The sequence below is a fragment of the Tenacibaculum ovolyticum DSM 18103 genome (genome assembly GCF_000430545.1).
Taxonomy (GTDB): Bacteria; Bacteroidota; Bacteroidia; order Flavobacteriales; family Flavobacteriaceae; genus Polaribacter; species Polaribacter ovolyticus.
Genome location: NZ_AUMF01000017.1, coordinates 71,955 through 98,873, shown reverse-complemented (window position 1 = coordinate 98,873; position 26,919 = coordinate 71,955). Strand labels below are relative to the sequence as shown.

Genomic DNA, 26,919 nt, shown 5'->3' with positions numbered 1-26,919 from the left:
GAGTAACAAGAGTTCGGAATAAGAAAAAGGTGTCAGTTCGAGTGAAATTCTAGAAGAATTTGGTATCGAGAACAGCATTTTTTCGTTTTTAAATTATACATCTAGATACAGTTTTCTAAGGGAAACCACTCGAAGTGATAATTTAAAAATCAGAATTTTTATATCGAACTCACGTTAATCAGTAAGCGTTATTAAGAAAGAGGAATGATTGAAGTAATCTTATGATTAGATTTCTTTTAAAATGACAATATTTTAGATAGCCTTTTCTGTGTAAACAATCGCAAGCCCTACCTGTAAAAAAAATAACAAAACTTATAATGGTTATTAATTCCTTTCTCTCTTTGTAGAGAGGAAGGTTGGGTGTGGCTTGTTTTTTAATCGCAGGGCGATAACCAAGGGGTTAATTTCTGGAGGTTTGCCTCGAAATTGAAAAGATAAAATTCTTATAGATGCCTCGTGCCCTTGGGGCGAGGAAATTCATTAATAAAAAAAACAAAAAATATGCATGCTCATGAATATGGATCCAAGCATTTTAAACATAAAACCAATTTTAAAGATTTGGTGGTGTTTTCAGATGTTCAGCAAAATAAAATAAAAGAAACAACAGTACCAAGCCCTAGTATGTATGTTGAAATAGAAAAAGGAGTGAAAAGTCCAGGTGTGTGGTTTTTACACATTAATAGTACACTTTCGGGCGAATATGGCGATTTCTTTTTACAAGAAAATCCAACACCATTAGGTGAGGTAATGGGGAGTTTTGATTATGGTATAAGCCCAGAAAATACGGCTTTTATAGAGTCGTTTTATGATTTTACTTTAGGTAGTTTTTCATACTATAAAATAAATAAAAAATATTATATAAAAATTTGGGGAGATATAGTAAAAAGTGATGCCTTTTTTGATATTCAAAACAGCTCTAAATCAAAGTCAAAAGAAGAAATAAGTATCGAATACAATGCTTTTGCAACCGTGTTTATTTCTGAAGACGGAGCGCAGCTTTTGCAAGCTTATGAAGCTGTTAAAAAAGTAGCAGCGCACGAGGTAGTTATTTTTATAGAGCGCAGCTCGGGAAGTAATTTATTTGGTACCGTATTTAGAATAAAAAAAGGAAAAAATGTAAATACACTTTTAGAAACGAATAGAATTCGCATTGCGGAAATTGCCAGAGCGTATGGTGTGGATATTATTGCGAATAAGTTGAGTAAAATGATAGAGCAGGAGCTTAATAAAACCAAGGAAAGTAATTTTTACTTGGTGTTGGCTACTGGAGGAAGAATGGTGCGTTGGGGAGCTGATGTAACTTTTAGTAATTCGTCAAAATTCTTAAAAAGTACAGGAGAAGAAATTGGAAAATTAAAGCTGGGAGATAATTATTGGAAAACAGAAATAGAAGGGAAAGAAAACTCAAAGTACAATCCATTACTGCCAAAGCTTAAAATCAACGAAAGTTTTTCATCCGAAAAAATAGCAAATTCAATATACAAAACCTATGTAACTCCGTTAGAAGGAGTTGTTACATCGTTTGCAGAGCGTTTTAATAAGCATTGGTTGTTTAAAGAGTTGATGCCTTTTAAGGTAGATTATATTACCAAGTTGCTTCAATACATTCCTAGTGTGGTTAAGGAGTTTTTAGATGGAGTGAAAGAACATTTGCAAAACAACTACGATTTTATTAATGGCTTACTTGTGGGGCTTATTAATAGTATTATCGATTTTTTTAAATCTTTTTTTGATATTTTAGCTATCTTAATCGATGTTTTAAATGGTGTCGTTCAGGCAGGAAAGTTCTTTGAAAAACCAGGGCATTACCTACGTTTATTAGCAGAAGGTTTTGAAAATTTATTAGATTTAGTAGCAAGCGTTTTTACGGTAGAAAACTTAAAAGCACTAGGGCAATTTTTAATAAGTATGCCAATAGTAACAGCAAAGTTATTGCTTGGGTTGTTTACAAAAGCGTCAAATGCAAAAATAACAATAGATCCGGGTGCTATAGGATATTATCTAGGATTTTTAGTTGGTTTTATAGCTTCTGAAGTGGTAATGTTTTTTGCTACTGGTGGTACAGGTACTATCGCAAAAGGGGTAAAAGCAGTATTTAAATCGTATAAAGAATTGCTGAAGATGGCCACCAGAACTCTAGTAAAAACAGCTAAAATAACGGTTAATACGTTTTTAACGATAATTCAAAAACTAAAAGAGTTTATTAAAAACCTGCCAAAACACCTAAATACTCTAAAAGGATGGATTGATGAGTTTGTTGATAAATTGGTTAAAGTAACCAGAGCTTTTTCAGATGATGCTTATGTTCTTTTTGAAAAACTTGGTGTTACTGTAAAAAAAGTACCTCAGCAACCTGTTTTGGCAAGTGGAGTTCCTATTCCTATTGGAGATAATTTATATGCTTTAGTAAAAGATGGAAAAGAAATTTTTAGAGGTACAAAAAAAGAGGTAGATGAATTAGTTAAAAAACTAGACGAACTAAGTGATCTTGATGCTAAAAAGTATTTGGATGAGGTAAGTGGTTTAAAGAATTTAAGAAAAGTAGCTTTAGAAAAGTATCTTAATAAATTTGATATAAATTTGTTTAATCATATTTCAGGAGATGTTGCTATTGAAACAATAAAGATTGTGTTTAGAGATGTTTCTTATGTCGGGACAGCTGGTCAAGGGGGGCATTGGGTTAATAAATTCTTAGAGATAACAAAAGTAACTCATCCGTCTGGGGTTGTGAAATTAGCAGATTTACTAAATGATATTCCTTTTAAAGCAAAAATAAAGATAAAGAGTTTAAGGGGTAGGAAGTTTCCAAAACGAGCGGAATCAACTATGTTTCCAAAAAATTGGAATGAACAGAGAATAAAAGAAGAAATAGCTTATGTTTATGAAAATACATTTGTAAAAAGTTTGGGGAAGAAAGTAAGGTTAATTACTGATAAATTTGATAAGTTTGAAGGGGTTACGACTGCAGGGTTTAGTGTAAGGATAGAAGTAGATGGGCTTGGAAATGTTATGAATGCTTATCCATTAATTTAAAAAATAGAAGAATGAAATATAAATTTTATAAAGAAGAGATAGCGGGTTTAATCACATTGGGTGCATTACCTGAAGAAGAAAAATTTAATGCTATATTTAGATTGAGTAGTCATGATTGGACGCCAAAAAAAAACCAAGTTATAGTCGATGAAATAGAGAGGAGTAAGACGAAGAAAAAAGAGGAAGAATATATTTGGGCAAATGAAGATGTAACTTTATATGCAAATGAGCATGGTGTATTTTTAATTGATGAGATTGCTATAAGACATGGAGAGAAAAATTCTGAAAAATTAGGTTTAGAGCTAACGCATGAAGAATTTATAAGTTTCATGAACGATTTTAAGAAGTTTATTGAAGAAAATAAATAGTTGTTGAAAATAATAGAAGTGCTTTGATTTTAATTAAGCTATTGTATATTTTTTAATAAACATTATAAAAATATACAATTTAAAATCGCTCCTAATAAGAGCGATTTTTCTTTGTTAAAGAAGACCGTTGCAAAACCCGATAAAGGTTGATTTAGATCTAGATGATATTCCTTTAGTAAAAGAAAAAATAAGTTTAAATGAGATTTTTAAAATAAAATAATTACGAAGAAAAAAGCTTTAGAATTAGCAATAAGTGTTTTAAAAAAAAGAAATATAGAGTATTCTGGTATTGATGATGAAATTGGTGTAAGATTTAGGTCTAAAGATGAGATGTTGTACCCAGTACCTATAGGGAAATACAAGAAAAAAAAATTGATTTGTATATAGTTTCGTATGGTGAATATTGGGGGTTAGATGAGAGAAGTATGTTTATTGATATAAATGCTGAAACAGGAGAAGTTTTATATATTACGACACCTCATGATTTTTTAGAATTATAATGGAATGTGCTTTATAGTTTTTTTAATCATGAATTAAAAAGATCTGCTAACTAGGGTTTATAACTCATGACGAGGCGTGTAAAAAAGGCTGTTATTAAATCAATTCTTTGTTTTCTTGGATAAATTTGAAATTGGTACAGTGTTGGTGGTGGTGATAAATAACGAAATAGAATCACTAATGGAAAATAAAAATATTTTAATCATACCTATCTGGATCTTATATGATGAGGAATCAATAGGTAAAATTAAATTTGATGAAATACTAGCTGAAAATATAAAAGAATATAGTTTGAAAGATAGAAAAAATCTTTACGCTACAATAGAATCCATTGAGAAGGATTTTGATTTCGCTGAAGTTTTAAGAAATTCACCTAATAATAAAATAATAAAATTTTCAAATCAAGAAATTTTAGATTACTTATCACTATTTAAGGGGTTTATGGAGAATGATGAGTTTGGTTTGTTAACAGAAGAAAGTCTTCCTAGAGAGTATTGATTAAGAATAAAAAAATCGTCTAAAGTTACTTTAGGTGATTTTTTTTAAAGCAGCACTAAGCGTTTAAGTACTTTAAAAAGATGGTTCTTCTTGATGAGATTGAGGGATTGTTATTCAAAAATTCAGAAACAACCATTACTGTTCTTAAAGAGTTAGATCTTTTATCTATAGAATGGATCAGTTCAGCATTTGAAAAAGTGTCTTATGAATTACAGAGTAAAGATTTTATTAATTGTTTAGAAGAGTTATTAGAAAAATTCTCGCCAGATATTAATGGTTTTAAAAATGATGTTAAAGAAGCAAGAGAAGCTTATTATGGTAACTGACTTTAAAGAATTGTAACTTTATAATTGAATATTTATGGTAAGAATCGTCTAGAATTAATTTTCTAGGCGTTTTTTTTTGTTAAAAAAGGTTATGAGTTACAAAATTTATGTTTTTGACTTACAAATTCTAATGAAAAAGTAACGAATTCTTATTTTAATAAAAAAATGTAATTATTTAAAACATATGTTTGTGTTTTGTGTGAAAAAAATATGGGAATTACAAAGATAGACTATGAACGATTGTTTAAAATAACAAGAATACAAAATACGATTAGCCTGTCTGGCTCTATGTCGTTTGTAAATGGAGAATCCTCAGAAGAAAATTTCGAAAATGAGGTATTTCAGGTAACATTTTTCACTCACATACAAGGTGTGTTAAAGGAATTTAATTTGCTTGTTGTTGCTAATGAGTGTATTGGTAAAGGGGAAAAGGTGGGTTTGCACAGAAAGCTGGGTATTGCAATAGAAGGTGATGGAATGTGTTTTAAAATATGTGCTTACAAGCAAGCCTTTAATATGCAGTTTCATACCTTAAATAGCGCTTTTTTAAACACTCCTTCGGTTAAAAACGGACTAGTATTCTATGGTGAGAACAATTGCTTTAAACATTTTGCAAAATAAAATGTAATCTGTTTTGTTTTAACCTGTAATATGTTGTATATTTGTCTTGCTTTTCTAATAGTTCATTATTTATTAACCTTTAATGTTACGCAGAAACTAAAAAATGGGATTAAGCTATATCCGGTTAAGGAGAAAAAGAAAAAGAATCTAAAGTTTAATAGTTTTTATCTGCTAGCATTAACATAAAAAAACAAAAAAATGTATGAATAGTTTAATGTCAACAGCGTTATCGCAATACGGAGTAAAAGAAGTAAAAGGTGCTAAAGATCATCCTCAAATTATAAATTACTTCGTTTCATTAGGGTATGATCGATCAAAATTTAAAGATGAAACCGCTTGGTGTAGTGCCTTTGCAAATTGGGTAGCAAAACAAGCAGGTTATGAAAATTCAAACAGGTTAACAGCACGTAGCTGGTTAACAGTAGGTACCTCTACTATGGCTCCAGAACAAGGAGATTTAGTCGTGTTATGGAGAGATCATCCAAATAGTTGGAAAGGGCATGTAGGTTTTTTAGTTAAAGAAACTAATAGATATGTGTACTTGCTAGGAGGTAATCAAGGAGATAGTGTAAGTATAAAGGCATATCCAAAAAAAAGAGTATTAGATTTTAGAAAATTAAAAAAGAATGGATAAGTTTTCATATCTCATTTTTTGGCTTTTAGCTTTATTATCGCCTTTAAATGGAGTGTTAACTACCATGGTATTACTAATAATAGTTGATTTTATTACAGGATCGTATGCAGCAATTAAAAATAATTTTCCTATTCGTAGCATACGGTTTGGGCATACGGTTTCTAAGTTTTTTATATATAACCTAGTAATCATATCTGCTTATTTTTTAGAAAAACACATTGTAAACGAAGTGCCGTTTTTAAAAATAATAGCAGGCTTTATTGCTGTAACTGAAATTAAATCAATTTTAGAAAATTATAATAAAATTTATGGAGTAAACCCTTTTAAAGCATTGCATAATTTGTTAAAACAAACAGGTTTGCAAAGTACTTTAGAGCCATTATCTAAAAAACAAAAAAAGAAAGAAAAAGTTTAGTCGCTAACAATAGTTTTTAGCGCCTCTTTTTTATCAAAAAAATAATTTAAAACCGATAAAAAAGAACAAAATGAAACAAAACAAAGAAACATTAAAAGAATATTTTGAAACTGGTGATAAACCAACACAGCAACAATTTACTGATTTAATTGATAGTTTAAACACCCCTTTTATTGGAGAGATTAAAACGGTATCTTTTCAAGGTGTTCCAAATGGATGGGGAAAATGTGAAGGTCAATCACTAAATATTGTTGAATATCAAGAATTGTTTAATGTTATAGGGAAAACCTATGGAGGCGATGGGATTTTAACTTTTGCATTGCCAGATTTAAGAGGGCGAATTCCTTTAGGTGTAGGAAATAATACTGAATTATCAAACTATACATTAGGTCAAAAAGGAGGTGAGGAAACCCATGTTTTAACAGAGGGTGAAATGCCTTCGCATAATCACGGAATCACAAATACTGAACAGCATGTTCAATTAAGTACTGATTCAGCTGTTAGAGAAACTCCTGATATTGGAGATGTTTCTGCAGTTTGTAATTACGCAGATGGATTGGCTACAAAAAAAGTAAAAACTTTTGGTTTACCAACAAATCTTGTAGATGGACAAGCTGTAAATATCAATATGACAATTTTAAATAAAGGAGAAAATAACCCCCACAACAATATCCAGCCTTATTTAGCTGTAAATTATATTATTGCCTTAAAAGGAAGAGTTCCTTTTGTTAATAGCAATTAGAAACAAAAAGTTTAGTCGCTAGCAATAGTTTTTAGCGTCTCTTTTTTATGTAAATCAAAAAATACTGAAACAACAGAAATACAAAAGGAAATTGCACCTCATAAAAAGTTGTTTTTGGTAATATTAAAAATTATAGTAAAACATAAAAAAGTAAAATATGAAACAAAATAAAGAAACATTAAAAGAACATTTCGAAACTGGTGACAAGCCAACACAACAACAATTTGCTGATTTAATAGATAGCTATGTAGATAGCAAACAATCTAATGGGGAAGCGAACAGGAGATTTGTGATTGATGAAATGGGTGAAGTGAGTATTACTTCAGAAAAAATAGCACCAGTATATACTTTGTCAGATATTGTTGCTAATAAACTGTCATTATTAAAAGATGGTGAGGTGGTTAAAGAAATAGATTTAACAACATATGTTGATGATACTAATTTGTCAAGATTGGTTAGTGGTGTATATAATGCAACTACTAAATCAGCGACTTTTACTAGAGATGATAATACAACTTTTGATTTAGATTTAAGTTCTTTAGGGTTAGGGTTAACTTTTGCAGATGAAGAAGGTAATGTAAAATATTCATCAAGTATAGATAAAAGAACTGGTTATTATGATGTAATTAATAAAGTATACTACCCTGATATAATAGAAGTTCAAGCAAATAAAAAATACAGAATACAACAGCCAGTTGATAGTCATTTTTTTGTATCAACAAATAACATAGCTATAAAATTACCGTCGAATATAGGGGTTATTTCTTTTGATATTGATATTTACAACAGAACAGGTATAGCTAATCAGGAAGAGTCGGTAAAAGTACATATCAAAGGTGAGATACAAAACAATACTTGGATTACCTATAATAACCCATCCGTAAATGCTATTAAGCAAAATTATAATTATAATTTTCATTTTTGTAGGAAAAACGGTGAGTTTTATGTTTTTGTAGAAAGCTTAAATAGTAACATAAGTTTAGTTGAATGCTATGTTAGTAATTTATTTGTTTATAATAGATTTTTATCACTAACAAACCCTTTAGATTGGTATTCTGGATGGAATTTTGATATTAGTAATTTATCAACATATATTATAGATTACACGATAAGTAATGTTGATTCTATACCCGTGGGTAAAATAGATATTTATGATTCAGTAGGAGCGTTACAAGACGCCACCAATGAAATTCATATAGGAGAGAACTTAAAATATAATAAAACTACTAAAACTTTAGATCAAGTTTACTTACCTGCAATAGTTAATATAGGAAATAAATTCTTAAGGTATGGTGAAGACCCTACAAGCATAGGTGCAAATGCCTTTCACTTAGCCTTCAATAGTATAGGGGCTGGAGCAACAGGGCAGTTTTCTTTTACTACAGGGTTTAACGCTCAGGCAGGAGGAAGAGGGGCTATTGCTATGGGAGAAAGTGTGAATGCATTAAGGAAAAATTCAGTAGTTATAGCTTCAAGTAGTGAAGCTTATGCTGATTATGCAGTTTCTTTAGCAGTAGGAGGTAAGCCTTACGCTTTTGGTAGTATTTATGTAGGATGTTATCCAACAGTTGATATCACACAAAATAAAGATATAGTAGATTTAAATAACGTTGCTCTTAAGGTAGGAGCAGGAACAGATTCATCTAATAGAAAAGATTGTTTAACAGTATTTAAAAATGGAGCTGTAAAGTATGAACCTGTTATAATAAGTACAATAATAGCACCAGAAGAGGGGATGATTGCTTTTAATGATGCTACAAAAAAACACCAAGGTTATGATGGAACTCAATGGAATGATTTGTATTAATAGTACAGATACTTTTTATTAGGAAGTTATTTAATAATCGCTTTTTCCTATTTAAAAAACATTGTGTTTTGTATCATTCTGATGATGTAATAATAGAAAGTGTATACTTGTTTACCACATTTTTGGAATGACAAACACTTTTTAAACCTAAAAAACAACGTGAATTTTATTATAATACTTTTATGTATCGACCTGTTCTCAAAAAAACAAATAAAACAACGATTGTAAAAGACATTATTTTTTATAAAAAATTATAGAGTTAGTATTGATGACTCGGAAAACATTGTAACGTCCCATATCATATAAAAATAGTCCTTATTAGTTAGGTAAAAAGTTTAGTCGCTAGCAATAGTTTTTAGCGACTCTTTTTTATCAAAAAAAAAAATTAAAACCGATAAAAAAGAACAAAAATGAAACAAAATAAAGAAACATTAAAAAAACATTTCGAAACTGGTGATAAGCCAACTCAAGAACAATACTCAGATTTAATTGATAGTTATGTAGATAGTAAACAATCTGAGGGAGAAGCAAATCGTAGGTTTGTAATTGATGAAAAGGGTGAAGTGAGTGTGGCTTTAGAAAAAACAACACCAGTATATACTTTGTCAGATATTGTTGCTAATAAACTGTCATTATTAAAAGACGGAGAGGTTGTTAAAGAAGTTAGTTTAATTTCATCATCAAATGAGCCTTTAATAACAAAAGAGTATGCTGATGCTAACTATTCAAGAAAAATAATAACTGAAAAGGTAACAATAACTAATCCTGTATTCACTGCAGGAGTTTCAAAGAATACATTAATATTAGCTAAAGGAGTTAACAAATTAATATATTGTCATAATATTGTTATAAGAGGTAATGTAACGGTTGCATATGATTCTACTTCAGAATTTTCTTTTAATTTAAAACCTGTTGGAGGTAGTGAACAAATGATTAACACAGATGTTGTTTCTGATAAAATATATGCAGGTAGAGGTATATACTTTGACACAGAATTATCTGTTGTAGAGAATCAACCATTTGAAGTTACAATAAATCATGGTTATGGAACACAGCCAACAACTGGTGCTGGTGTATTTACATTTTGGGTTACTTATGAAATTTTAAATTTATAAAACAATATTATGATATAGTAACAAAGTTGGAAGGCTGTAGTTGAATTTCCGTTTTGAATGAATTAGCGTATGCTTTTGTAATAAACTTTAAATTTTAACCGCTAACAATAGCTTTTAGTCCCCTACTTCCCCCTTTAGTACTTCGTGTTTTTTTGTCATTCTGATGAGGTTCTATACTTGTTTACCACATTTTTGGAATGACAAACACTTTTTAAACCTAAAAAACAACATGAATTTTTTAAATAATAAAACCGATAGATTTCTATTGGGTGTCATTATAGTGCTTTTATGTATCAATCTATTTTCAAAAAGAACAAATAAAACAGCGATTGAAAAACCTAAAATCACGGTAATAAAAGATACTATCTGGCAAACTAAAATAGATACATTTAAAATACAAACAGTAAAATATAAAAAAGTATATGTTCATAAAAACGATGTAACTAAGATAATAAAAGACACCCTTTTTATAAAAGATACCACAAATTTTATAGCAGCCAAAATATACCGAGATACTCTAAATAATACCGATGTAGAAATTTATAGTTACAATTTGGTAAAAGGGAAATTACTAGGTAGCCAATTAGCCTATAAATTGAAAGTACCTAGAGAAATTACCATTACTAAAACTATTGAACACCCTAAGACGTATCGTAGCGGACTATATCTGTTTTCTGAAGTTGGTGGCAATACTCAAACATTCGATAACCTAACCTTTGGGCTGCAATACAATCGAAAAGGAAAGTGGTTTGCGAGCTATGGAGTAAACTTTGCAAATAGACAACTTACACATAATGTAGGAATAGGGTGGAGATTGTTTGATTAAAAAAAGAAAAAGAAATGATTACAAGGATTAACGATTTAATAAAATATTTAAGTATTCCCAGTTTCAAGGGAAAAGAAAGCAGCGAAGTTGAGGTAAGAAAAATTACGCAAGAAGGGGTTGCTGAAGCAGAAACAATCTCTAAAACTACCTTGTCTCAGCAATATAGAGAAATAGAGCTAAACGCTACATTATTTTTAAATAGTAGTGGGCAAGCATATTATTTAGGCTTTAGTAATAACAATATTAACTACTATAAGCCTATAGTGTATGAAGGGGGTGATACCTATATTCTAGAAGATTATTTGCCAGAGCCAATAGTGAAAATAGTATTGCCAAACGAAATACATAATAATGTAGCCTATAGTTTTTATATAAACCAGCAAAATCAATTAATAACTTCCATAGAGTTTACCGTTACAAATAATAGTATAAACTATATTAATTATAATTACAATGATTTCAATTACTTAAAAGTTACACAGCCAAAACTAAAATATTATTACAATAATGTATACGGAACCACCTCTAATGAAGAAATTTTAATACAAAATACAGCCGTTACCGATACTGTACATCGCTTTCCGAGACTCCATAAATTATGGGGAGGCGATTATAAATATTCGTTATCATATTATTATATAAAGCACGATAAAGAAGCCATTAATGCAACTCCTACAAGTGATGATGCTAAGTTTATAGCGATACGAATTTACTTTAAAAAATTAAGTACAGTACTTAGCTTTTTAAACCAAACTATTTTTAACTATTACAGTGATTATAACGCCTTTTTATCGAGTTGGCGCTACCGTTTTTTAGAAAGTGTAACAAACAATACAATTAACTATTACAATAGTAGCTCAAGTAACTCGCATAGGTTATCCGTTATTTACCATATGCCTACACCGTTATATATTATGATAGATAATGGTAGACCAAACGGAAACTCGTTATGGGTTATGTTAGTTGATTTAGCGAAAGGGAATGTAGCCAATGCAGGAGGTATTAATGAAGAAGATCTTATTTTAAAGCTATTAAAAATTATTTATCATAAGCAGAATAATAGGTTAAAAGGATTTCTTGTAGAAAAAGGAGAGAGACAAGAGGAAGTATATGTGGGAAGTATAAAAAACAACAATACTTTTATTACAAGATTAATTACCGAAAAAGCAGGCGGAGAAATTTTATTACATAAACTAATAAAGGGTTTAGATGGTAAGCAATTTAAAGATGTTGTATACTTTATATGGAATATATGGAAAAACAGTGACTATAGTAAAATAGATCCAGAACAAAACAAATTAATAAAGGAAGCTGTAGAGAAAAACCAAAAAGAACTAAGCCCTTTACTGATAGATTACCGCTCTGATCAAAAACTAGGTTTTTATACAGATAATGCTACCATAAACTGGGAAGGGAAACAACCTATTATTGATGTTTCTGTTAGTGTAAAAACAGGAGAGTTTGAAGAAATAATTACAAGAACAGCCGATGGGAATGAAAAAAAATTGATAGAAAAACAAGAAGAGCACAACTATCAATACCATCCCTTTGCCCCAATAGTTTTAATTGATAGCGATAACCCGAAATTTATATTAAAAGATGAAGACAATACCAATCAGTTATTTACTGTGCTTCCTGCATTTATGCTGTATGCAAATAATGAAACCGCGTTTTGGAAAAATATTATTACAGCGGGTGAATATGCAGTAGATATTGTTACGACCATTTCTGGAGTAGGAAATATTTTAAAAGCAGGGCGTTTATTTAAAATTTTAAAAGGAGGAAAAACCATATTCTTTAAAACACGTAAAGCAGTAAAAGTAATTGCTACGGCAAAAGCAGTTTTAGGAGGGATGGAAGTTAGTGAAGCCTCAGTAAATGCTTTAATAAAATTAACCAACAATGCCGATACTGACTTAGGACGTACAATCACAAAGTACCTTTTTTGGTTAGAAATGGCAAGTTTAAGTATTGATGTAAGCGATTTACTAGCTACTAAAATTAGAAAAACAGCAAAAGAAATAATAACTCATGAAGATGTTTTAAAAAAACAATTAAGAAAAGACACAGGAGATAACATTTCAAAACTTAATCATAAAGATAAAAACTACAAACAAAATGTTAAAAATCTTATAGAGCAAGAAAGAAAAGTACTAAAAGAGATAAAGAAAATTGCACAAGTAGAAACAAATCAAATACATTTAGATGATTTTATACAATTCAGGGCAAAATACTTTAATACTCCAACGAAGCAATTTAGTCAGTTATTTAAACAATCTATACAATCAATTCCTATTCAAAAAATGGAGTTACTAAATTTATTCAAGAAACGTTTAGATGATTACCCTGGTTTAGTAAGAGGACATAACCAAGCAGAATTTAAAATTAATTTTTTACATGATGGTAAAGTTTTTGATAAGGTGGAAGAGTTTTCTTTGTCAGGGGATATAGATAAAATTATTAAAACATTTGGTAAACCACCTAAGCTCCCAGAGAACACTATTGATATTTTTAAAAATTATGATGAATATGAGAAATTTGCAACAGGAGCATTTGATTTACACGGGCGTTCTAGAAAATATGATAGTGAAATAAAATTCATTTATAATTTCTTAAAAAACCATATTGATAAAGCAGATGAATTTATTATTGAAACATCTAACATTTTTAAAACCTGCGGTAGCTGCGAAAAAGAATTTGTACTTTTAAAACAAATGCTAGAAGCAAGAGGAAAGAAGATTAAATTTGTAGTGAAAACAGATGTTGAAGTAAAAGGTTTTAAGGAATTGACAAAGAAATACCCTGATTTAAAGGAAATAAAAAAGAGATACGAAAAGTTATATAGAAAACAAAAAGGAAATAATAATGGAAATTAAGTATATGAAAAAACTTGAAGCTGAAAAACAAGTAGGAAAGATAGCTCCAAGAGAACCAATGGAATTAAAAGAAATAAAACAAGTGGAAGAAAAATTTAATTCTGGTAAAATTTTTCCTCTCGCATTTAGAGAGTATCTTTTCCTAGCAGGAAAATGGGGAGGAGAAGGAATTGTTGACCCTGATTTTGATGACGTCCGAGAAGATTGTGAAGAAGATTTAGAATATTGTGGGTACAGTATGGAGCGTCCATATTTTGTTTTTGATATATTAGACGGGCAATCAAGTATTTTTTATTTAGATGAAGAAGATGAAGACCCACAAATTCATATACTAGATCCCTATGGTAAAAAAAGAGGAGAATTTCCTTTAGTTCGTCCAAACTTTATGGGTACATTTTCAAAACTAATTAATGAAGCGATACATAGAATTAAAAAAGATATTTCTTTTTAAAACAGAATAACCAGTATTATAGTATCAAAACCACCTTTCTGGAAAGGTGGTTTTTTTATGGTAGTTAGTGTACAAATTTATTTATGATTTACATGGAGGTTCTAGAAAATATGATAGTGAAATAAAATTCATTTATAATTACTTATTGAAATGGCTAATGTTTTCAGTTTTTATGTCAGTAATTTTAATTTTTTCGACCAAGAATAAAACTATGTAAGAAATGGCTATTCAAGATATAAAAACTTATAAATACCAAGATGTTTTTTCGTTGCAAACTGTACAGTTTGAAAAGGCATGCGTAGTAAATAAGCCAGAACAAATAGATACTTATAAAATTTTTTGGATAAAAGAAGGTAAGGGAACTTATCATATCGATTTTGAAAGCTACTCATTTAATGGTGGAATTTTGTTTTTTTTATCACCAGGGCAAATTTTTTCTGTAGACTCTGAAAAAATTAAAGAAGCATATCAATTAAGCTTTGTACAAGATTTTTATTGCATACAGGCTCATGATGCTGAGGTTGCTTGTAACGGAGTTTTGTTTAACAATATTTATGAGACTCCATTTGTAAAACCATGTGAAAAAGATATTCAGAAACTAAGTTTTATAATTGAAAGTTTAGTAGATGAATTCGAAAATACAGAAACTGCTCAATATGATATGTTACAAGCCTATTTAAAACAGTTTATTATACATGCAGTTCGTATAAAAAAAGAACACCACGTTATAAAAGAGGCGGTTGAAACGAAACTATTTAAAGATTTTAGTTTATTAGTGGAGTTAAACTTTAAAAAACTACACAGTGTTACTGATTATGCAGGTCGTTTAGGAATTTCACCCAAGTCATTAACAAAACATTTTAATAAAATAGGCGTTAAAAGTCCGAGTGATTTTATTAAAAATAGAATTATAATAGAAGCCAAACGTAAATTATTGTACTCTACAAAAACGATAAAATATATTGCGTTTGATTTAGGATTTAATGATCCTGCTTACTTTTCTCGCTTTTTTACAAAAGCAACAGGGCATTCGCCAAAACAATTTCAAAAAGAACAAAGAGAGTTCTAATGCTAATTCGGATATAAAGTAAATGTATTTTACCGATTATGTTATGTCCGAATTGGTATAATTCTTTTAAGAGTAAAAAAAACTCGTAACACACAAAGGGCTACGAGTATAAGGGGGTATATTATTAAGGGGGAATAACATACGGGGATATGCTATGTGTAATAATACTGCAAATATAAAGCTACTCTTTAACTAATTTGTTTACATAGGTTAAGAAATCATTTTATTATTAATATGAGTTTTTGTTTGGAATTACTGTGAAATAATGACTTTATAATAGTTCTTTTAAGTTAGAACTGGTATAAGTCCAAGCTTAAGGAACTTTTGTCCAATTTTAAAACCCTATTCTCATCGCATCTTTGTACTAGAATTTTTAGCCAATAGTTTTTCGGTTAAATAAAATGCAAAAAAGATGAAAGCAACACAAAATAATCAATGCCCTAACTGTTGGGGTTATCAAGAGTATGACGAACAATTTCCTGATAGAGAAATGTGTAATTGTGAAGAATCTAAATAATAATATTAAAACATAAAAATATGAGTACTAGAATTAAAACATTAAATCCAGAAACGACTACAGGAAAATCAAAAGAATTATTTGATGCTGTACAAAACAAATTAGGTTTTATACCTAATCTAATAAAAGTATTTGGTAATTCACCAGCTACATTACAAACTTACTTAAGTTTAGGTGATTTAACTGCAAGCGGAAATTTTTCTAATAAGTTTAGAGAACAACTAGCATTAGCAATTGCTGAAGAGAACGAATGTGATTACTGTTTATCTGCACATACAGCAATAGGTAAAATGAATGGCTTAACAGATGCTGAAACAGAACAAAATAGACAAGGTTTGGCAGCTGATGAAAAGGTACAAGCAGGTTTAAATTTAGCTCAGAGCATTACTAAAAATAGAGGAAATATAAGTTCTGATGAAATTGCAGCAGCAAAAGTAGCAGGATATAATGATAGTGACATCTTAGAAATTGTTTTAAATGTAGTTTCTAACACATTAACAAACTATGTAAATCATATTGCAAAAACTGAGGTTGACTTTCCGAAAGTAGAAGCAGGGAAGTTTACTGTAAATTCTTAATAAAACCTTGAACAATTATTTATAGCAGAAAGCTATTGTAAAAGTTCATTCTTTAAATAAATTTTTTAATTATAATATCCAATAAAATGAAACGTATTATCGCAATTTTAGTATTAGTATTAAGTGTTAGTTTTCAAGCAAACGCACAAGAAGCAAAAACAGTATCTTTAGAACAAACAAAAGGTGAGTTTACTCAAAAAGGATTAACTTTAAGTGAAGGAACATATATTTTTGAAATTTCTAATAAAGAAGTAGGTCATGATGTCGGTTTTGTATTAGCTCCTAAAGGAAAGGTAGAGGCAGAAAATCATATTAAAAATGCATATGTAACATCTGTAGTTAAAAATAATTCGAAGTCTACTTCTAAAAAAGTAACTTTAAAGAAAGGTGAATATGTATATTTTTGTCCTTTAAATCCAACTCCTCAATATACTTTAACTGTTGAATAATTTTTTATTTAACTTATAGTAAAAGAAAATCCCGCAATTTTGCGGGATTTTCTTCTACTGAATTTTTTAGAAAGATAAAACTATTATTTATTCATAATATCTTCAATTTCGTCTGCATCTATTGGTATGTTGCGCATTAGGTTAAAAGGGTTTCCTTTTTCTTGAATTACGACATCATCTTCTAAACGAATACCAAAACCTTCATTTGGTATATAAATACCTGGCTCTACAGTAAAAACCATGTTAGCTTCCATAGGTTGGTGTAACAATCCGTAATCATGAGTATCTAAGCCCATGTGGTGCGAAGTACCGTGCATAAAGTATTTTTTGTATGCTGGCCAATTAGGATCTTCATTTTGTACATCGGCTTTATCTAATAAACCTAAACCTAATAATTCAGAAGTCATTAATTTACCAACTTCAATATGATAATCAGCCCAAATAGTTCCTGGAACCAATAATTTCGTTGCATCGTTTTTTACACGATTTACCGCGTTGTACACTGCTTTTTGTCTGTCAGAAAAACGACCAGAAACAGGTATTGTACGAGTCATATCTGAAGAGTAATTAGCGTACTCAGCACCAACATCCATTAATATTAATTCACCAGCTTTACATTGTTGGTTGTTTTCAATATAATGTAAAACATTTGCGTTGTTACCTGAAGCAATAATAGGTGTATAAGCGAATTTTTTAGAACGATTTCTAATAAATTCATGAATAAACTCTGCTTCAATTTCATATTCCCAAACACCAGGTTTTACAAAATCTAACACACGTCTAAATCCTTTTTCGGTGATATCACAGGCTTGCTGTAATAAATCTAATTCTATCGGATCTTTTAAAGAACGTAAACGTTGTAAAATAGGATTACTCTTTGCAACAGAGTGCGCAGGGTATTTATTTAGTAACCATTTGGTAAAACGAGCTTCACGAGTTTCGGTTTCAACAGAAGCACGATAATGTTCATTGGTATTTATATAAACAGTTTCGGCAAGTGCCATCATTTCTGCTAATACTTTTTCTAAATCTTGTAACCAGAAAACAGTTTTTATTCCACTAGTTGCTAATGCTTTTTCTTTTGTTAATTTTTCACCTTCCCAAACAGCAATATGTTCGTTTGTTTCACGTAAAAATAAAACTTCACGTAAATTCTCTTTTGGGCAATTAGGAAATAATAGTAGAATACTTTCTTCCTGATCTACACCGCTTAAAAAGAAAATATCACGGTGTTGTTCAAAAGGAAGTGCGCTATCTGCACTTACTGGATATACGTCATTAGAGTTAAAAACGGCTAAACTATTTGGCTTCATTTGCGCCATAAAGTTTTTACGATTTTTTATAAATAAGTCACGATTTATTGGGTTGTATTTCATAATGCTAACAATTAAATATTGTCAAAAATAAATAAAAGATAGCTTTAACTATGTAGCCATTTGGCACTATTTTATGTTTTTACGAATTCTACTCATGTGTCTGGTAGAAATTCCCAAAAAAGAAGCTAAATAATGTAGTGGAACCTTGTTTGATAAATTAGGTTCGTTAAGAAGTAGTTTTTTATAACGATCTTCAGGTGTTAGTGTTAACAGGTCTATTCTATAGTCATCAATTAAAAATATTTGATTTTCAATTAAAGTATAATAGAATTGATGAAAAGCTTTGTTAGTTTTTAATAAGTGTTTAAAATCGTCAACTAAAATTACTTGTAATTCACAATCACTTAAAGCTTTAATGTTTTTACGGGATGGTGTTTTTTGTAAGTAGCTTTTTAAAGCGGCTGTACAAGAGTTTTTTAAGGCTAAATACGTTGTTTTTTCTTCTTCGGATACGGTAATAGAATGTTGTAAAATACCACTTTCTATAAAACAGAAATATTCACATATTTTTCCTTTTTCAACCAGAAAATTATTTTTAGATAGTTTTAAGGGGGTGAAAAAATGTAAAATCTCAGAAATTTGGTTTCCAAACTCCTGAGATTCTAATATGTTTTCTATGTAATTAGAAAAAATCATTTATAGGTTTATCGCCTTCTGCTTTTTCTAGAAGAACTATCATTGTTATTTGGGCGATTACTAGGGCGTTGTCTTTTAGGTTTTTTAATCCCTTCAGCAGCACCTCTGTGTGTAGCGCCTACTCCTTTTTTCTTTCCTCCTCCAGATTTTTTATTTTGGGTAGCCGCTCTTTTAGGACCCGCAGTATCTGTAGGCTCATAGCCAGGAATAACTTCTGTTTTTAATTTTTGCTTTAGTATTTTTTCTATTTCTCTTTGGTATTCGGTTTCTTCACTGCAAACTAAAGAAATAGCTTCTCCTTTTGCGCCTGCTCTACCAGTTCTACCAATTCTATGTACATAATCTTCTGGTACGTTGGGTAATTCGAAATTTATAACGTGTGGTAGTAAAGGAATATCAATACCACGAGCGGCAATATCAGTAGCTACCAAAACACGAATAGTATTACCTTTAAAACTAGCCAAAGCTTTTGTTCTTGCTGCTTGACTTTTATTTCCGTGAATAGCTGCTGCTGTTACACCAGAACCAATTAACTTTTTAGTTAATTTATTAGCACCATGTTTTGTTCTTGTAAAAATTAAAACTTGGTTCCAATTACCATCTTTAATTAAATTAGTAACAACTTCTGTTTTTTTACCCTTATCTACTGTATAAACTTTCTGAGAAACTTTATCGGCAGTAGAGTTTTGTGGAGCCGCTTCTACAGATACAGGGTTTTTTAAAATACCTTCAGCAAGTTTTTTAATATCTTTTGAAAACGTAGCAGAAAACATTAAATTCTGACGTTTTGTAGGCATAAAACTAATGATTTTGTTAATATCTCTAACAAACCCCATGTCTAACATTCTATCAGCCTCATCTAAAATAAGTACATCAATTCTTTTAAAAGATACTGCTTTTTGGTCGTGCAAATCTAATAATCGACCAGGAGTAGCTACTAATATATCTACTCCTTGCCTTAATGTTTTTATTTGACTAGCCGCTTTAACGCCACCAAAAACTACAGTAGATCTAATATCTAAATAGGTACTGTATTCTCTTACGTTGTCGTAAACTTGAGCAGCAAGTTCTCTTGTAGGTGTTAATACTAAGGCTCTTACTGGACGGTATTTAGGGTGTTTTGTTTCAGCTAAATATTGTAAAACAGGTAATGTAAAACCAGCAGTTTTACCTGTTCCTGTTTGAGCAGAAGCTAATACATCTTTTCCTTCTAAAATAAGAGGTATTGCTTTTGCTTGTATTGGTGATGGAGTATCATATCCTTTTTCTTTGATAGCTTTTAGTAAAGCATCAGATAATCCTAAAGATTTAAATGTCATATATATTATTTTAGAAACACTCTAAAATAAGTATCTCTCTGAACCTGCAAAGGTACTGCTATTTTATTAGGAAGTACTTTAAATAAAAAAAGACGTCTAATGCAAGACGTCTTGTTAGTTTAATATTTAAAAATTTATTTTTTTATTATGCTTTTAATAAGGCCAATAATAACCATTAAAGCACCGCCTCCAATACCACTACCAGCAATGTTACCAATAATACCACTAATATCAATGCCTAACATGCCTAGTAATTGAGCTCCAAGACCACCACCAAGAATACCTATAACAGAATTCCAAAGTGTACCCATTGAAAACTTTTTTAGTAAGGCACCAGCAATATTACCACCAACAGCACCACTTAATAAGCTAATAATTAATTCCATAATTTTGTTTTTAATTGGTTAATTGATTCTAAAGAAAGGTAAAATTATTTTATAAAGCAAATTAAATCAAGTAGTTATGTTTTTCCGAAATGAAATAAAGCGTCTCCCATGTTTACAACAGGGAAATTGTTTTTTGAGATAATATAACCATCAGTAGGAGCTTTTACTGCAAAATTTGTTTTACCGTAAGTATCCATAATGTGACCTAAAACTTCTCCTTTTTTAACACTAGCTCCATTTTTAACTTTAGGATTAAATAAGCCAGCAACTTTAGCACGAATCCATTTTCGTTTATAGAGTTGAATGGATGTTGAGTTTTGATGAATGTCAACATCTTTATGAATCATTCTAAAATGTTTTAAAATACGTAAAGTACCATCTATTCCTTGTTGAATCGCATTTTCGTCTAAACGTAACGATTCTCCACCTTCATATACTATTACAGGTATATTGTTTTTATAACATTGGTTTCTAAAAGATTTAGGTATAAGTTTAGAACCAAAAAATAATGGAGCATTAAACAATTTAGCGAGTTCAAAACCTCGATTATCTTCAGGAGTATATCTTATTTGAGGAAAATTATTTCGTTGGGCACCACCAGTATGATAATCAATAGCAAAATCAACATTGTTTACAAGTTCTTTCATTAAATAATGTGCCATTCTACTTGCTAATGAACCATTTTTAGAACCAGGAAAGCTTCGGTTTACATCTTTACCATGCATGTTACGTGATAAGTTTAAAAAGCCAAAAACATTTAAAAGCGGTACAACAATAACGCAGCCTCTATGAATTTTATACGTTTTATCTATTAAAAGTCTGCGAACAAGTTCAACACTATTTACTTCATCCCCATGAAGACCACCTTGTAGTAAAACGGTAGGACCAAGTTCATCTCCATTAAAAATATATACCGGAATTTCGATAAGCGTGCCAGTAGGTAATCTATCTACAGGGATTTTAATTAATTTAGATTCTCCTAAGTTAATTTTTTCTCCGCGTATTTCTATGATTTTATTTTTAAACTCTTGTTTGAACATTCCTCTTCTAAAAATTTAATAATTGATTTAGCAATATTATCTTTTGTGTATGCTTCTATTCCTTGTAAACCAGGTGTTGAATTAACTTCTATTAAAAGTGAACCTCTTTTAGAGCGAATTAGGTCAACTCCTGTTATGGGCAGGTTTAAATGTTGAGCTGCTTTTATAGCTATTTTTTCTTCTTCAGGCGATAAATCAATTTTAAAGCCACTACCACCTTGGTGTATATTAGAACGAAAATCATCATCTGAGCCTTTTCGTTTCATAGATGAAACTACTTTATTACCGACCACAAAAGCTCGAACATCTTCACTATTACTTTCTTCAATAAATTCTTGTAATAAAATACTAGTATTTGTGTTGTAAAGGGTGTCGATAATTGATTTTGCTGATTTTTTACTTTCTGCTAAAATAACTCCAGAACCATGAGTACCTTCTTGTAGTTTTATTATAATAGGAGTACCTCCTAACAAATCTATTTGTTCACTAATATCTTCTGGATTTACAGAAAATACAGTGTTAGGAATAGGAATGTTCTTTCTATTCATTATTTGTAAAGTACAAGCTTTATTTTGTGATTGTAAAATCCCTGAAGAACTAGCCGTCGTATACACTCCGTTCATTTCAAACTCTTTAACGATTGCAGCACCATGGCGAGTAGCAGAAGCGCCAATACGAGGTATAATTATATCTGGAATATCGATAATATTTTTACCATTGTAAATTATTTCTGATTTCCCGTTAGTTAGTTTTATAGAACATTTTAAGTGGTTAATAATGCTAACTTTATGTTCACGGCGATTGGCTTCTTTGTATATTCTTTGGGTAGAATATATTTGATCGCTAACAGAAAGAATAAAAATGTTCATAAGTTTTGTTTGTTCAGATTACACAAAGCTAACATTTTTTTTGCAGCAAAAAAGCGATTTTTTAAAGGCTAATAAAACTAATGTTTTGTTAATTTTTTTGATATCAAATATACATCAAGTAATTTCATCGGTTCTAAACCAAACATAATGAAAACGATTACTAAAGTCTTTATAGCATTTTTACCATATGCTTTAATAGCACAACAAGCTACTTCGCCTAAGAAAATTGAAGAAGCATTATTACAAAAAGAGGCATTAACAAAAACATCGTTAGTTAAAAATATACCTTTTAAAAATATAGGGCCAACGGTAATGAGTGGTCGTGTAGTTGATATTGATGTGAATCCAGAAAATACAACAGAATTTTATGTAGGGTATGCTTCTGGAGGGTTATGGTATACAAATAATAACGGAACAACATTTACACCCGTTTTAGATAATTCTCCTACACAGAATGTTGGTGATATTGCTGTAGATTGGAAGAATGGCACAATATGGGTGGGAACAGGAGAAAACAATTCTTCTCGTTCATCGTATGCTGGTATCGGAATTTTAAAATCGACTGATAAAGGTAAAACTTGGGTGAATGTTGGGTTAACCGATTCTCATCATATTGGTAGAATTTTAATTAATCCTAAAAATCCTGATGAGGTTGTTATTGGAGTTATTGGTCATTTATATTCTTCAAATACTGAAAGAGGAATTTTTAAAACAACTGATGGCGGAAAAACATGGAATAAAACCCTGTTTGTTAATGATAATACAGGTATTATAGATGTGCAACCAGCGCCTGATAACTTTAGGGTATTGTATGCAGCAGCATGGGAGCGAGATCGTAAAGCATGGAGTTTTAAAGGTGATGGGGAGAATTCTGCAATTTATAAATCTACAGATGCAGGTAATTCTTGGGTTAAAATTTCTGAGAATAAAGGGTTTCCAAAAGGTAAAAATATTGGTAGAATTGGGTTAGCTGTTTTTAATGAAAATACGGTGTATGCTTTTCATGATAGTCAATTTAGAAGAAAGGATAAAAAGAAAAAAGTAACCTCTAATGCATTGACTAAAGATGATTTTAAAACAATGCAAGTTTCAGAATTTTTAAAATTAAAAGATAAAAAACTGAACACCTATTTAAAAATGAATGGTTTTCAGGAAAAATATCGTGCTGAAAATGTAAAGCAAATGGTACGTGCAGGTTCTGTTAAGCCAGCTGATTTAGCTAAATATTTAGAGAACGCAAACACTTTATTATTTGATACGCCTGTTGTTGGAGCTGAGGTTTTTAAAACAACGAATGGAGGTAAAAGTTGGAAAAAAACGCATAAAGATTACTTAGACGATTTGTATTATTCTTATGGATATTATTTTGGTGAAATTAGAGTTGATCCACAAGATGAAAATGGAATTTATGTATTGGGGGTTCCTATTTTAAAATCGAAAGATGGTGGGAAAACTTTTACATCTATTAGTAAAGAAAACGTACATGCCGATCATCAAGCATTATGGGTAGATCCTAAAAAGAAAGGGCATTTAGTAGAAGGAAATGATGGAGGATTAAATATTTCGTATGATGATGGAGAAAGTTGGATAAAAGCAAATCAACCAGCAGTTGGTCAGTTTTATACGGTATATGCTGATAATCAAAAGAATTATAAAGTGTATGGAGGTTTACAGGATAATGGGGTTTGGGTAGCAAACAATAGTGCAAAAATTAATAAACGTTGGAAACAAACAGGTAAAAACCCGTATGAAAGTTTAATGGGTGGAGACGGAATGCAAGTTGCCGTTGATGACAGAAATCCAAATATTGTATATACAGGTTATCAGTTTGGTAATTATTATCGTATTGATAGAAAAACAGGGAGCCAAAGATATATTCAGCCAAAACATACATTAGGAGAAACACCATATCGTTTTAATTGGCAAACACCAATTCAACTGTCAAAACACAATCAAGATATCTTATACTTAGGAGGAAATAAATTACACAGATCTTTAGATAATGGAGATACTTGGGAAACTATTTCTAGTGATTTAACGAAAGGAGGTAAAAAAGGAAATGTTGCTTATGGTACTTTAACAACAATTTCTGAAAGCCCGTTTCAATTTGGATTACTTTATGTGGGATCAGATGACGGTTTGGTGCATGTCTCTAAAGATGGAGGTGGAAGTTGGAGTAAGATATCTGATTCTTTTCCACAAGATTTATGGGTAACTCGTGTAATTGCTTCAAAACATAAAAAAGAGAGCGTATACGTTACTTTAAACGGGTATAGATTTGATGATTTTACAACTTATATCTATAAGTCTGATGATTACGGTAAAACATGGAAAAATATTAGTAGTAATATTCCTGCATCGCCAGTAAATGTAATTAAAGAAGACCCGAAAAAAGAAACGATTTTATATGTAGGTACTGATAATGGATTGTATACTTCTTTAAATAAAGGGGGGAGTTGGCAACCATTTAAAAAAGGATTACCAAATGTAGCGGTTCATGATTTAGTAATACAGCCTACAGCAAAACACTTAATAGTGGCAACTCATGGGCGTAGTTTGTATAAGGCAAATGTAGCTCCGTTACAAGAGTTTAATAATGAGGAAGCGTTATTTTCTATCAAAAACATTAGGAAAAGTAATTTTTGGGGAAGCTCTTGGAGTAAATGGTTAGAAGCAAATACACCTAAACTAGCTATTCCGTTTTATGTAAACGAAAATAAAGAAGTTACGATAGATATTTATTCAGGTGAAGTTTTGGTGAATTCATTAAAGGTATCTGGAAAAAAAGGATTTAATGAAGCAATTTATGATGTTTCTTTTTCTGATAAAGGAAGAAAAAAATATATAAAGAAACACAAAGATACTGTAATAAAAGAAGCTAAAAACGGGAGCTATTATTTACCTAAAGGAGAGTACACCGTTGAAATAAATAATAAAAAACAAGTATTTGAAATAAAATAAGTACGCTTTTAATAAAAACTCCATTTAATTTAAATGGAGTTTTTGTTGATTAATCTATTTTTAAAGATGTCATGCTTATTCTAGGATTTTGCAAAGAGTCATTAAATAACTTAATAGTATCTTTTTTTTCCTTTAACCCTAAAGTGTAAATTAACGGAAAATAATGATCTGGGGTAGGAATGGCTAGTTGTACTTCTTTTCCTAATTTTTTATAGTCTAATAAAGGTTTAAAATTACCATCTAAAATTAACTTATTCAATTTTTCTCTAGCTTCATTTCCCCAATCGTATTTAGAGGTGTTTTTATCTAATCGTTTTAAATTATGAACAATGTTTCCACTACCAATAATTAAAACTCCTTTACGACGAAGTTTAGCGAGTTTTTTTGCTAATTCAAAATGATATTCAGCAGATTTATAATAATCTATACTTAATTGTAAAACAGGAATGTCAGCATTAGGGTATAAATGTTTTAATACAGACCATGTTCCGTGATCTAACCCCCATTCATGATCTAATTCTATTTTATTATCAGGTAAAAATAATTTCTGTGTTTCTTTTGCTAATTCATTATTCCCTTTTGCAGGATAATTTACATCGTGTAATTCCTGTGGAAAACCTCCAAAATCATGAATTGTTCTAGGGTTTTCCATGGCAGTAATTTTCGTTCCTCTGGTTAACCAGTGAGCAGAAACGCAAATTATAGCATTAGGTTTGGGTAGATTTTTAGCTACTTTTTTAAAACCTAAAGTATACTCATTCTCTTCAATAGCATTCATAGGTGTACCATGACCTAAAAAAAGAACAGGCATTTTTGGTGTGTTCTTAAAAGCACTCATCATCTTTTCAAGATTTGAAATAGGTTTCATAGCCATTGAAATTGATGATAAACCTGCCAATTGTAAAAAATGTTTTCTATCCAAAATGTTTTTTCCTTATTGTGTTTAAGACCAAAAATACAATATATATCTTTGCATATATGGGAATAATACGCGTAAACAACATCCGACTATTCACAAATCACGGATGTTTAGAAGAAGAAGCTAAAATTGGCTCTGAATATAGAGTTGATATAGAAGTGAAAGCAGATTTACAAAAATCAGCAAAAACAGATGAACTAGTTGATACTGTTGACTATGTGCACTTAAATCATATTATTAAAGAAGAAATGGCAATTCGATCTAAATTATTAGAGCATGTTGCGCAACGTATTTTAGATAGAGTGTTTAAAGAAATACAATTAGTTGAGGAAGCGGAAGTTAGCGTTTCAAAAATTAATCCCCCAATAGGAGGTAATGTAGCTGAGGTGGTAATTGTTTTAAAAGAAGTGCGTAAAAGTTAAAAAAAACTTGCATTAAAGGATAAAAGATGTAAATTTGCAGTCTTTATTACCAAAGGGTGTCTTGGCCGAGTGGCTAGGCAATGGTTTGCAAAACCATGTACAGCGGTTCGAATCCGCTAGACACCTCAAGAAAAGCAACTCAATTTTGAGTTGCTTTTTTGTTTTTAT

The 26,919-nt window shown here is 30.4% G+C and carries 26 protein-coding genes and 1 tRNA gene; 20 read left to right on the top strand and 7 right to left on the bottom strand.

Features of this window, described 5'->3' with window-relative positions; genetic code table 11:
- Positions 1–501 precede the first annotated feature (501 nt).
- From H518_RS21410 to H518_RS0106520, 17 genes are all read left to right on the top strand, one after another.
- Positions 502–3,033: an EndoU domain-containing protein gene (locus H518_RS21410; protein WP_240472497.1), complete on the top strand. Its 2,532-nt coding sequence runs from the start codon at positions 502–504 to the stop codon at positions 3,031–3,033.
- A gap of 11 nt (positions 3,034–3,044) precedes the next feature.
- Complete coding sequence (locus H518_RS0106600; protein WP_028888324.1) at positions 3,045–3,401, top strand: hypothetical protein; 357 nt, start codon at positions 3,045–3,047, stop codon at positions 3,399–3,401.
- Between the two features lie 377 nt (positions 3,402–3,778).
- Positions 3,779–3,901, top strand: coding sequence for a hypothetical protein (locus H518_RS21485; protein ID WP_262509210.1), 123 nt, complete (start codon positions 3,779–3,781; stop codon positions 3,899–3,901).
- Positions 3,902–4,016: 115 nt separating this feature from the next.
- Positions 4,017–4,397: a hypothetical protein gene (locus tag H518_RS0106590; RefSeq protein WP_028888323.1), complete on the top strand. Its 381-nt coding sequence runs from the start codon at positions 4,017–4,019 to the stop codon at positions 4,395–4,397.
- Between the two features lie 80 nt (positions 4,398–4,477).
- Complete coding sequence (locus tag H518_RS19405) at positions 4,478–4,723, top strand: hypothetical protein (RefSeq protein ID WP_051263692.1); 246 nt, start codon at positions 4,478–4,480, stop codon at positions 4,721–4,723.
- Between the two features lie 210 nt (positions 4,724–4,933).
- The gene (locus H518_RS0106580) at positions 4,934–5,344 is read left to right on the top strand and encodes a hypothetical protein (RefSeq protein WP_028888322.1); all 411 of its coding nucleotides are present in this window, start codon (positions 4,934–4,936) and stop codon (positions 5,342–5,344) included.
- A gap of 202 nt (positions 5,345–5,546) precedes the next feature.
- Positions 5,547–5,978 (top strand): TIGR02594 family protein, encoded by a 432-nt coding sequence (locus H518_RS0106575; RefSeq protein WP_028888321.1) that lies wholly within the window; start codon positions 5,547–5,549, stop codon positions 5,976–5,978.
- Entirely contained in the window at positions 5,971–6,393 is a 423-nt protein-coding gene (locus tag H518_RS0106570) for a phage holin family protein (protein WP_028888320.1), read from the top strand. Before H518_RS0106575 ends, H518_RS0106570 begins: the two co-directional genes overlap by 8 nt.
- Before the next feature lie 70 nt (positions 6,394–6,463).
- The gene (locus tag H518_RS0106565; protein ID WP_051263691.1) at positions 6,464–7,135 is read left to right on the top strand and encodes a phage tail protein; all 672 of its coding nucleotides are present in this window, start codon (positions 6,464–6,466) and stop codon (positions 7,133–7,135) included.
- A 157-nt stretch (positions 7,136–7,292) separates the two neighbouring features.
- Entirely contained in the window at positions 7,293–8,942 is a 1,650-nt protein-coding gene (locus H518_RS0106560) for a hypothetical protein (RefSeq protein ID WP_028888318.1), read from the top strand.
- A 410-nt stretch (positions 8,943–9,352) separates the two neighbouring features.
- Positions 9,353–10,057: a hypothetical protein gene (locus tag H518_RS0106555; protein ID WP_028888317.1), complete on the top strand. Its 705-nt coding sequence runs from the start codon at positions 9,353–9,355 to the stop codon at positions 10,055–10,057.
- Positions 10,058–10,286: 229 nt separating this feature from the next.
- Positions 10,287–10,883 (top strand): hypothetical protein, encoded by a 597-nt coding sequence (locus H518_RS0106550; protein WP_028888316.1) that lies wholly within the window; start codon positions 10,287–10,289, stop codon positions 10,881–10,883.
- 14 nt (positions 10,884–10,897) lie between these two features.
- A complete protein-coding gene (locus H518_RS0106545; protein WP_028888315.1) occupies positions 10,898–13,759 on the top strand; it encodes a hypothetical protein in 2,862 nt (953 codons plus the stop codon).
- Positions 13,749–14,210 carry a hypothetical protein gene (locus tag H518_RS0106540; protein WP_028888314.1) on the top strand — a complete coding sequence of 154 codons (462 nt, stop codon included), beginning with the start codon at positions 13,749–13,751 and terminating at the stop codon, positions 14,208–14,210. Before H518_RS0106545 ends, H518_RS0106540 begins: the two co-directional genes overlap by 11 nt.
- Before the next feature lie 220 nt (positions 14,211–14,430).
- The gene (locus H518_RS0106535) at positions 14,431–15,279 is read left to right on the top strand and encodes a helix-turn-helix domain-containing protein (RefSeq protein ID WP_028888313.1); all 849 of its coding nucleotides are present in this window, start codon (positions 14,431–14,433) and stop codon (positions 15,277–15,279) included.
- 537 nt (positions 15,280–15,816) lie between these two features.
- Positions 15,817–16,374, top strand: a complete 558-nt coding sequence (locus H518_RS0106525) for a carboxymuconolactone decarboxylase family protein (protein WP_028888312.1) — start codon at positions 15,817–15,819, stop codon at positions 16,372–16,374.
- 86 nt (positions 16,375–16,460) lie between these two features.
- The gene (locus tag H518_RS0106520) at positions 16,461–16,823 is read left to right on the top strand and encodes a cupredoxin domain-containing protein (protein ID WP_028888311.1); all 363 of its coding nucleotides are present in this window, start codon (positions 16,461–16,463) and stop codon (positions 16,821–16,823) included.
- Positions 16,824–16,906: 83 nt separating this feature from the next.
- Here the strand turns inward: H518_RS0106520 and H518_RS0106515 are convergent, their stop codons facing one another.
- The 6 genes from H518_RS0106515 to H518_RS0106490 all read right to left on the bottom strand — a co-directional run bounded on the left by H518_RS0106515 (position 16,907) and on the right by H518_RS0106490 (position 22,449).
- Complete coding sequence (locus H518_RS0106515; protein WP_028888310.1) at positions 16,907–18,199, bottom strand: aminopeptidase P family protein; 1,293 nt, start codon at positions 18,197–18,199, stop codon at positions 16,907–16,909.
- Between the two features lie 66 nt (positions 18,200–18,265).
- Positions 18,266–18,835, bottom strand: a complete 570-nt coding sequence (locus H518_RS0106510) for a Crp/Fnr family transcriptional regulator (protein ID WP_043706639.1) — start codon at positions 18,833–18,835, stop codon at positions 18,266–18,268.
- Between the two features lie 8 nt (positions 18,836–18,843).
- Complete coding sequence (locus H518_RS0106505; protein ID WP_028888308.1) at positions 18,844–20,154, bottom strand: DEAD/DEAH box helicase; 1,311 nt, start codon at positions 20,152–20,154, stop codon at positions 18,844–18,846.
- A 134-nt stretch (positions 20,155–20,288) separates the two neighbouring features.
- A complete protein-coding gene (locus H518_RS0106500; protein WP_028888307.1) occupies positions 20,289–20,540 on the bottom strand; it encodes a hypothetical protein in 252 nt (83 codons plus the stop codon).
- A 74-nt stretch (positions 20,541–20,614) separates the two neighbouring features.
- Entirely contained in the window at positions 20,615–21,580 is a 966-nt protein-coding gene (locus H518_RS0106495) for a succinylglutamate desuccinylase/aspartoacylase family protein (RefSeq protein WP_028888306.1), read from the bottom strand.
- Positions 21,547–22,449 (bottom strand): RimK family alpha-L-glutamate ligase, encoded by a 903-nt coding sequence (locus H518_RS0106490; RefSeq protein WP_028888305.1) that lies wholly within the window; start codon positions 22,447–22,449, stop codon positions 21,547–21,549. Before H518_RS0106490 ends, H518_RS0106495 begins: the two co-directional genes overlap by 34 nt.
- A gap of 147 nt (positions 22,450–22,596) precedes the next feature.
- Here H518_RS0106490 and H518_RS0106480 point away from each other — a divergent pair, with 147 nt between their 5' ends.
- Positions 22,597–25,410 carry a VPS10 domain-containing protein gene (locus tag H518_RS0106480; RefSeq protein WP_028888304.1) on the top strand — a complete coding sequence of 938 codons (2,814 nt, stop codon included), beginning with the start codon at positions 22,597–22,599 and terminating at the stop codon, positions 25,408–25,410.
- A 49-nt stretch (positions 25,411–25,459) separates the two neighbouring features.
- Here H518_RS0106480 and ygiD read toward each other — a convergent pair whose 3' ends face one another.
- A complete protein-coding gene (gene ygiD, locus H518_RS0106475; RefSeq protein WP_028888303.1) occupies positions 25,460–26,278 on the bottom strand; it encodes a 4,5-DOPA-extradiol-dioxygenase in 819 nt (272 codons plus the stop codon).
- A 110-nt stretch (positions 26,279–26,388) separates the two neighbouring features.
- On the opposite strand from ygiD, the gene folB reads away from it, so the two are divergent.
- Both folB and H518_RS0106465 read left to right on the top strand, forming a co-directional pair.
- Positions 26,389–26,751 (top strand): dihydroneopterin aldolase, encoded by a 363-nt coding sequence (gene folB / locus H518_RS0106470; RefSeq protein ID WP_028888302.1) that lies wholly within the window; start codon positions 26,389–26,391, stop codon positions 26,749–26,751.
- 55 nt (positions 26,752–26,806) lie between these two features.
- Positions 26,807–26,877 (top strand) — tRNA-Cys (locus H518_RS0106465).
- The last annotated feature ends 42 nt before the right edge of the window (positions 26,878–26,919 follow it).

Bases quoted from the DNA above. Each gene is read 5' to 3' on its own strand.
- H518_RS0106510 (WP_043706639.1), bottom strand. From the start codon at position 18,835: ATGATTTTTTCTAATTACATAGAAAACATATTAGAATCTCAGGAGTTT.
- H518_RS0106520 (WP_028888311.1), top strand. From the start codon at position 16,461: ATGAAACGTATTATCGCAATTTTAGTATTAGTATTAAGTGTTAGTTTT.
- H518_RS0106580 (WP_028888322.1), top strand. From the start codon at position 4,934: ATGGGAATTACAAAGATAGACTATGAACGATTGTTTAAAATAACAAGA.
- H518_RS21410 (WP_240472497.1), top strand. From the start codon at position 502: ATGCATGCTCATGAATATGGATCCAAGCATTTTAAACATAAAACCAAT.
- H518_RS0106525 (WP_028888312.1), top strand. From the start codon at position 15,817: ATGAGTACTAGAATTAAAACATTAAATCCAGAAACGACTACAGGAAAA.
- ygiD (WP_028888303.1), bottom strand. From the start codon at position 26,278: ATGAAACCTATTTCAAATCTTGAAAAGATGATGAGTGCTTTTAAGAAC.
- H518_RS0106570 (WP_028888320.1), top strand. From the start codon at position 5,971: ATGGATAAGTTTTCATATCTCATTTTTTGGCTTTTAGCTTTATTATCG.
- H518_RS0106600 (WP_028888324.1), top strand. From the start codon at position 3,045: ATGAAATATAAATTTTATAAAGAAGAGATAGCGGGTTTAATCACATTG.
- H518_RS0106535 (WP_028888313.1), top strand. From the start codon at position 14,431: ATGGCTATTCAAGATATAAAAACTTATAAATACCAAGATGTTTTTTCG.
- H518_RS0106560 (WP_028888318.1), top strand. From the start codon at position 7,293: ATGAAACAAAATAAAGAAACATTAAAAGAACATTTCGAAACTGGTGAC.
- H518_RS0106565 (WP_051263691.1), top strand. From the start codon at position 6,464: ATGAAACAAAACAAAGAAACATTAAAAGAATATTTTGAAACTGGTGAT.
- H518_RS0106575 (WP_028888321.1), top strand. From the start codon at position 5,547: ATGAATAGTTTAATGTCAACAGCGTTATCGCAATACGGAGTAAAAGAA.
- folB (WP_028888302.1), top strand. From the start codon at position 26,389: ATGGGAATAATACGCGTAAACAACATCCGACTATTCACAAATCACGGA.
- H518_RS0106490 (WP_028888305.1), bottom strand. From the start codon at position 22,449: ATGAACATTTTTATTCTTTCTGTTAGCGATCAAATATATTCTACCCAA.
- H518_RS0106550 (WP_028888316.1), top strand. From the start codon at position 10,287: ATGAATTTTTTAAATAATAAAACCGATAGATTTCTATTGGGTGTCATT.
- H518_RS0106480 (WP_028888304.1), top strand. From the start codon at position 22,597: ATGAAAACGATTACTAAAGTCTTTATAGCATTTTTACCATATGCTTTA.
- H518_RS0106515 (WP_028888310.1), bottom strand. From the start codon at position 18,199: ATGAAATACAACCCAATAAATCGTGACTTATTTATAAAAAATCGTAAA.
- H518_RS0106495 (WP_028888306.1), bottom strand. From the start codon at position 21,580: ATGTTCAAACAAGAGTTTAAAAATAAAATCATAGAAATACGCGGAGAA.
- H518_RS0106540 (WP_028888314.1), top strand. From the start codon at position 13,749: ATGGAAATTAAGTATATGAAAAAACTTGAAGCTGAAAAACAAGTAGGA.
- H518_RS0106500 (WP_028888307.1), bottom strand. From the start codon at position 20,540: ATGGAATTAATTATTAGCTTATTAAGTGGTGCTGTTGGTGGTAATATT.
- H518_RS0106545 (WP_028888315.1), top strand. From the start codon at position 10,898: ATGATTACAAGGATTAACGATTTAATAAAATATTTAAGTATTCCCAGT.
- H518_RS0106555 (WP_028888317.1), top strand. From the start codon at position 9,353: ATGAAACAAAATAAAGAAACATTAAAAAAACATTTCGAAACTGGTGAT.
- H518_RS0106505 (WP_028888308.1), bottom strand. From the start codon at position 20,154: ATGACATTTAAATCTTTAGGATTATCTGATGCTTTACTAAAAGCTATC.
- H518_RS19405 (WP_051263692.1), top strand. From the start codon at position 4,478: ATGGTTCTTCTTGATGAGATTGAGGGATTGTTATTCAAAAATTCAGAA.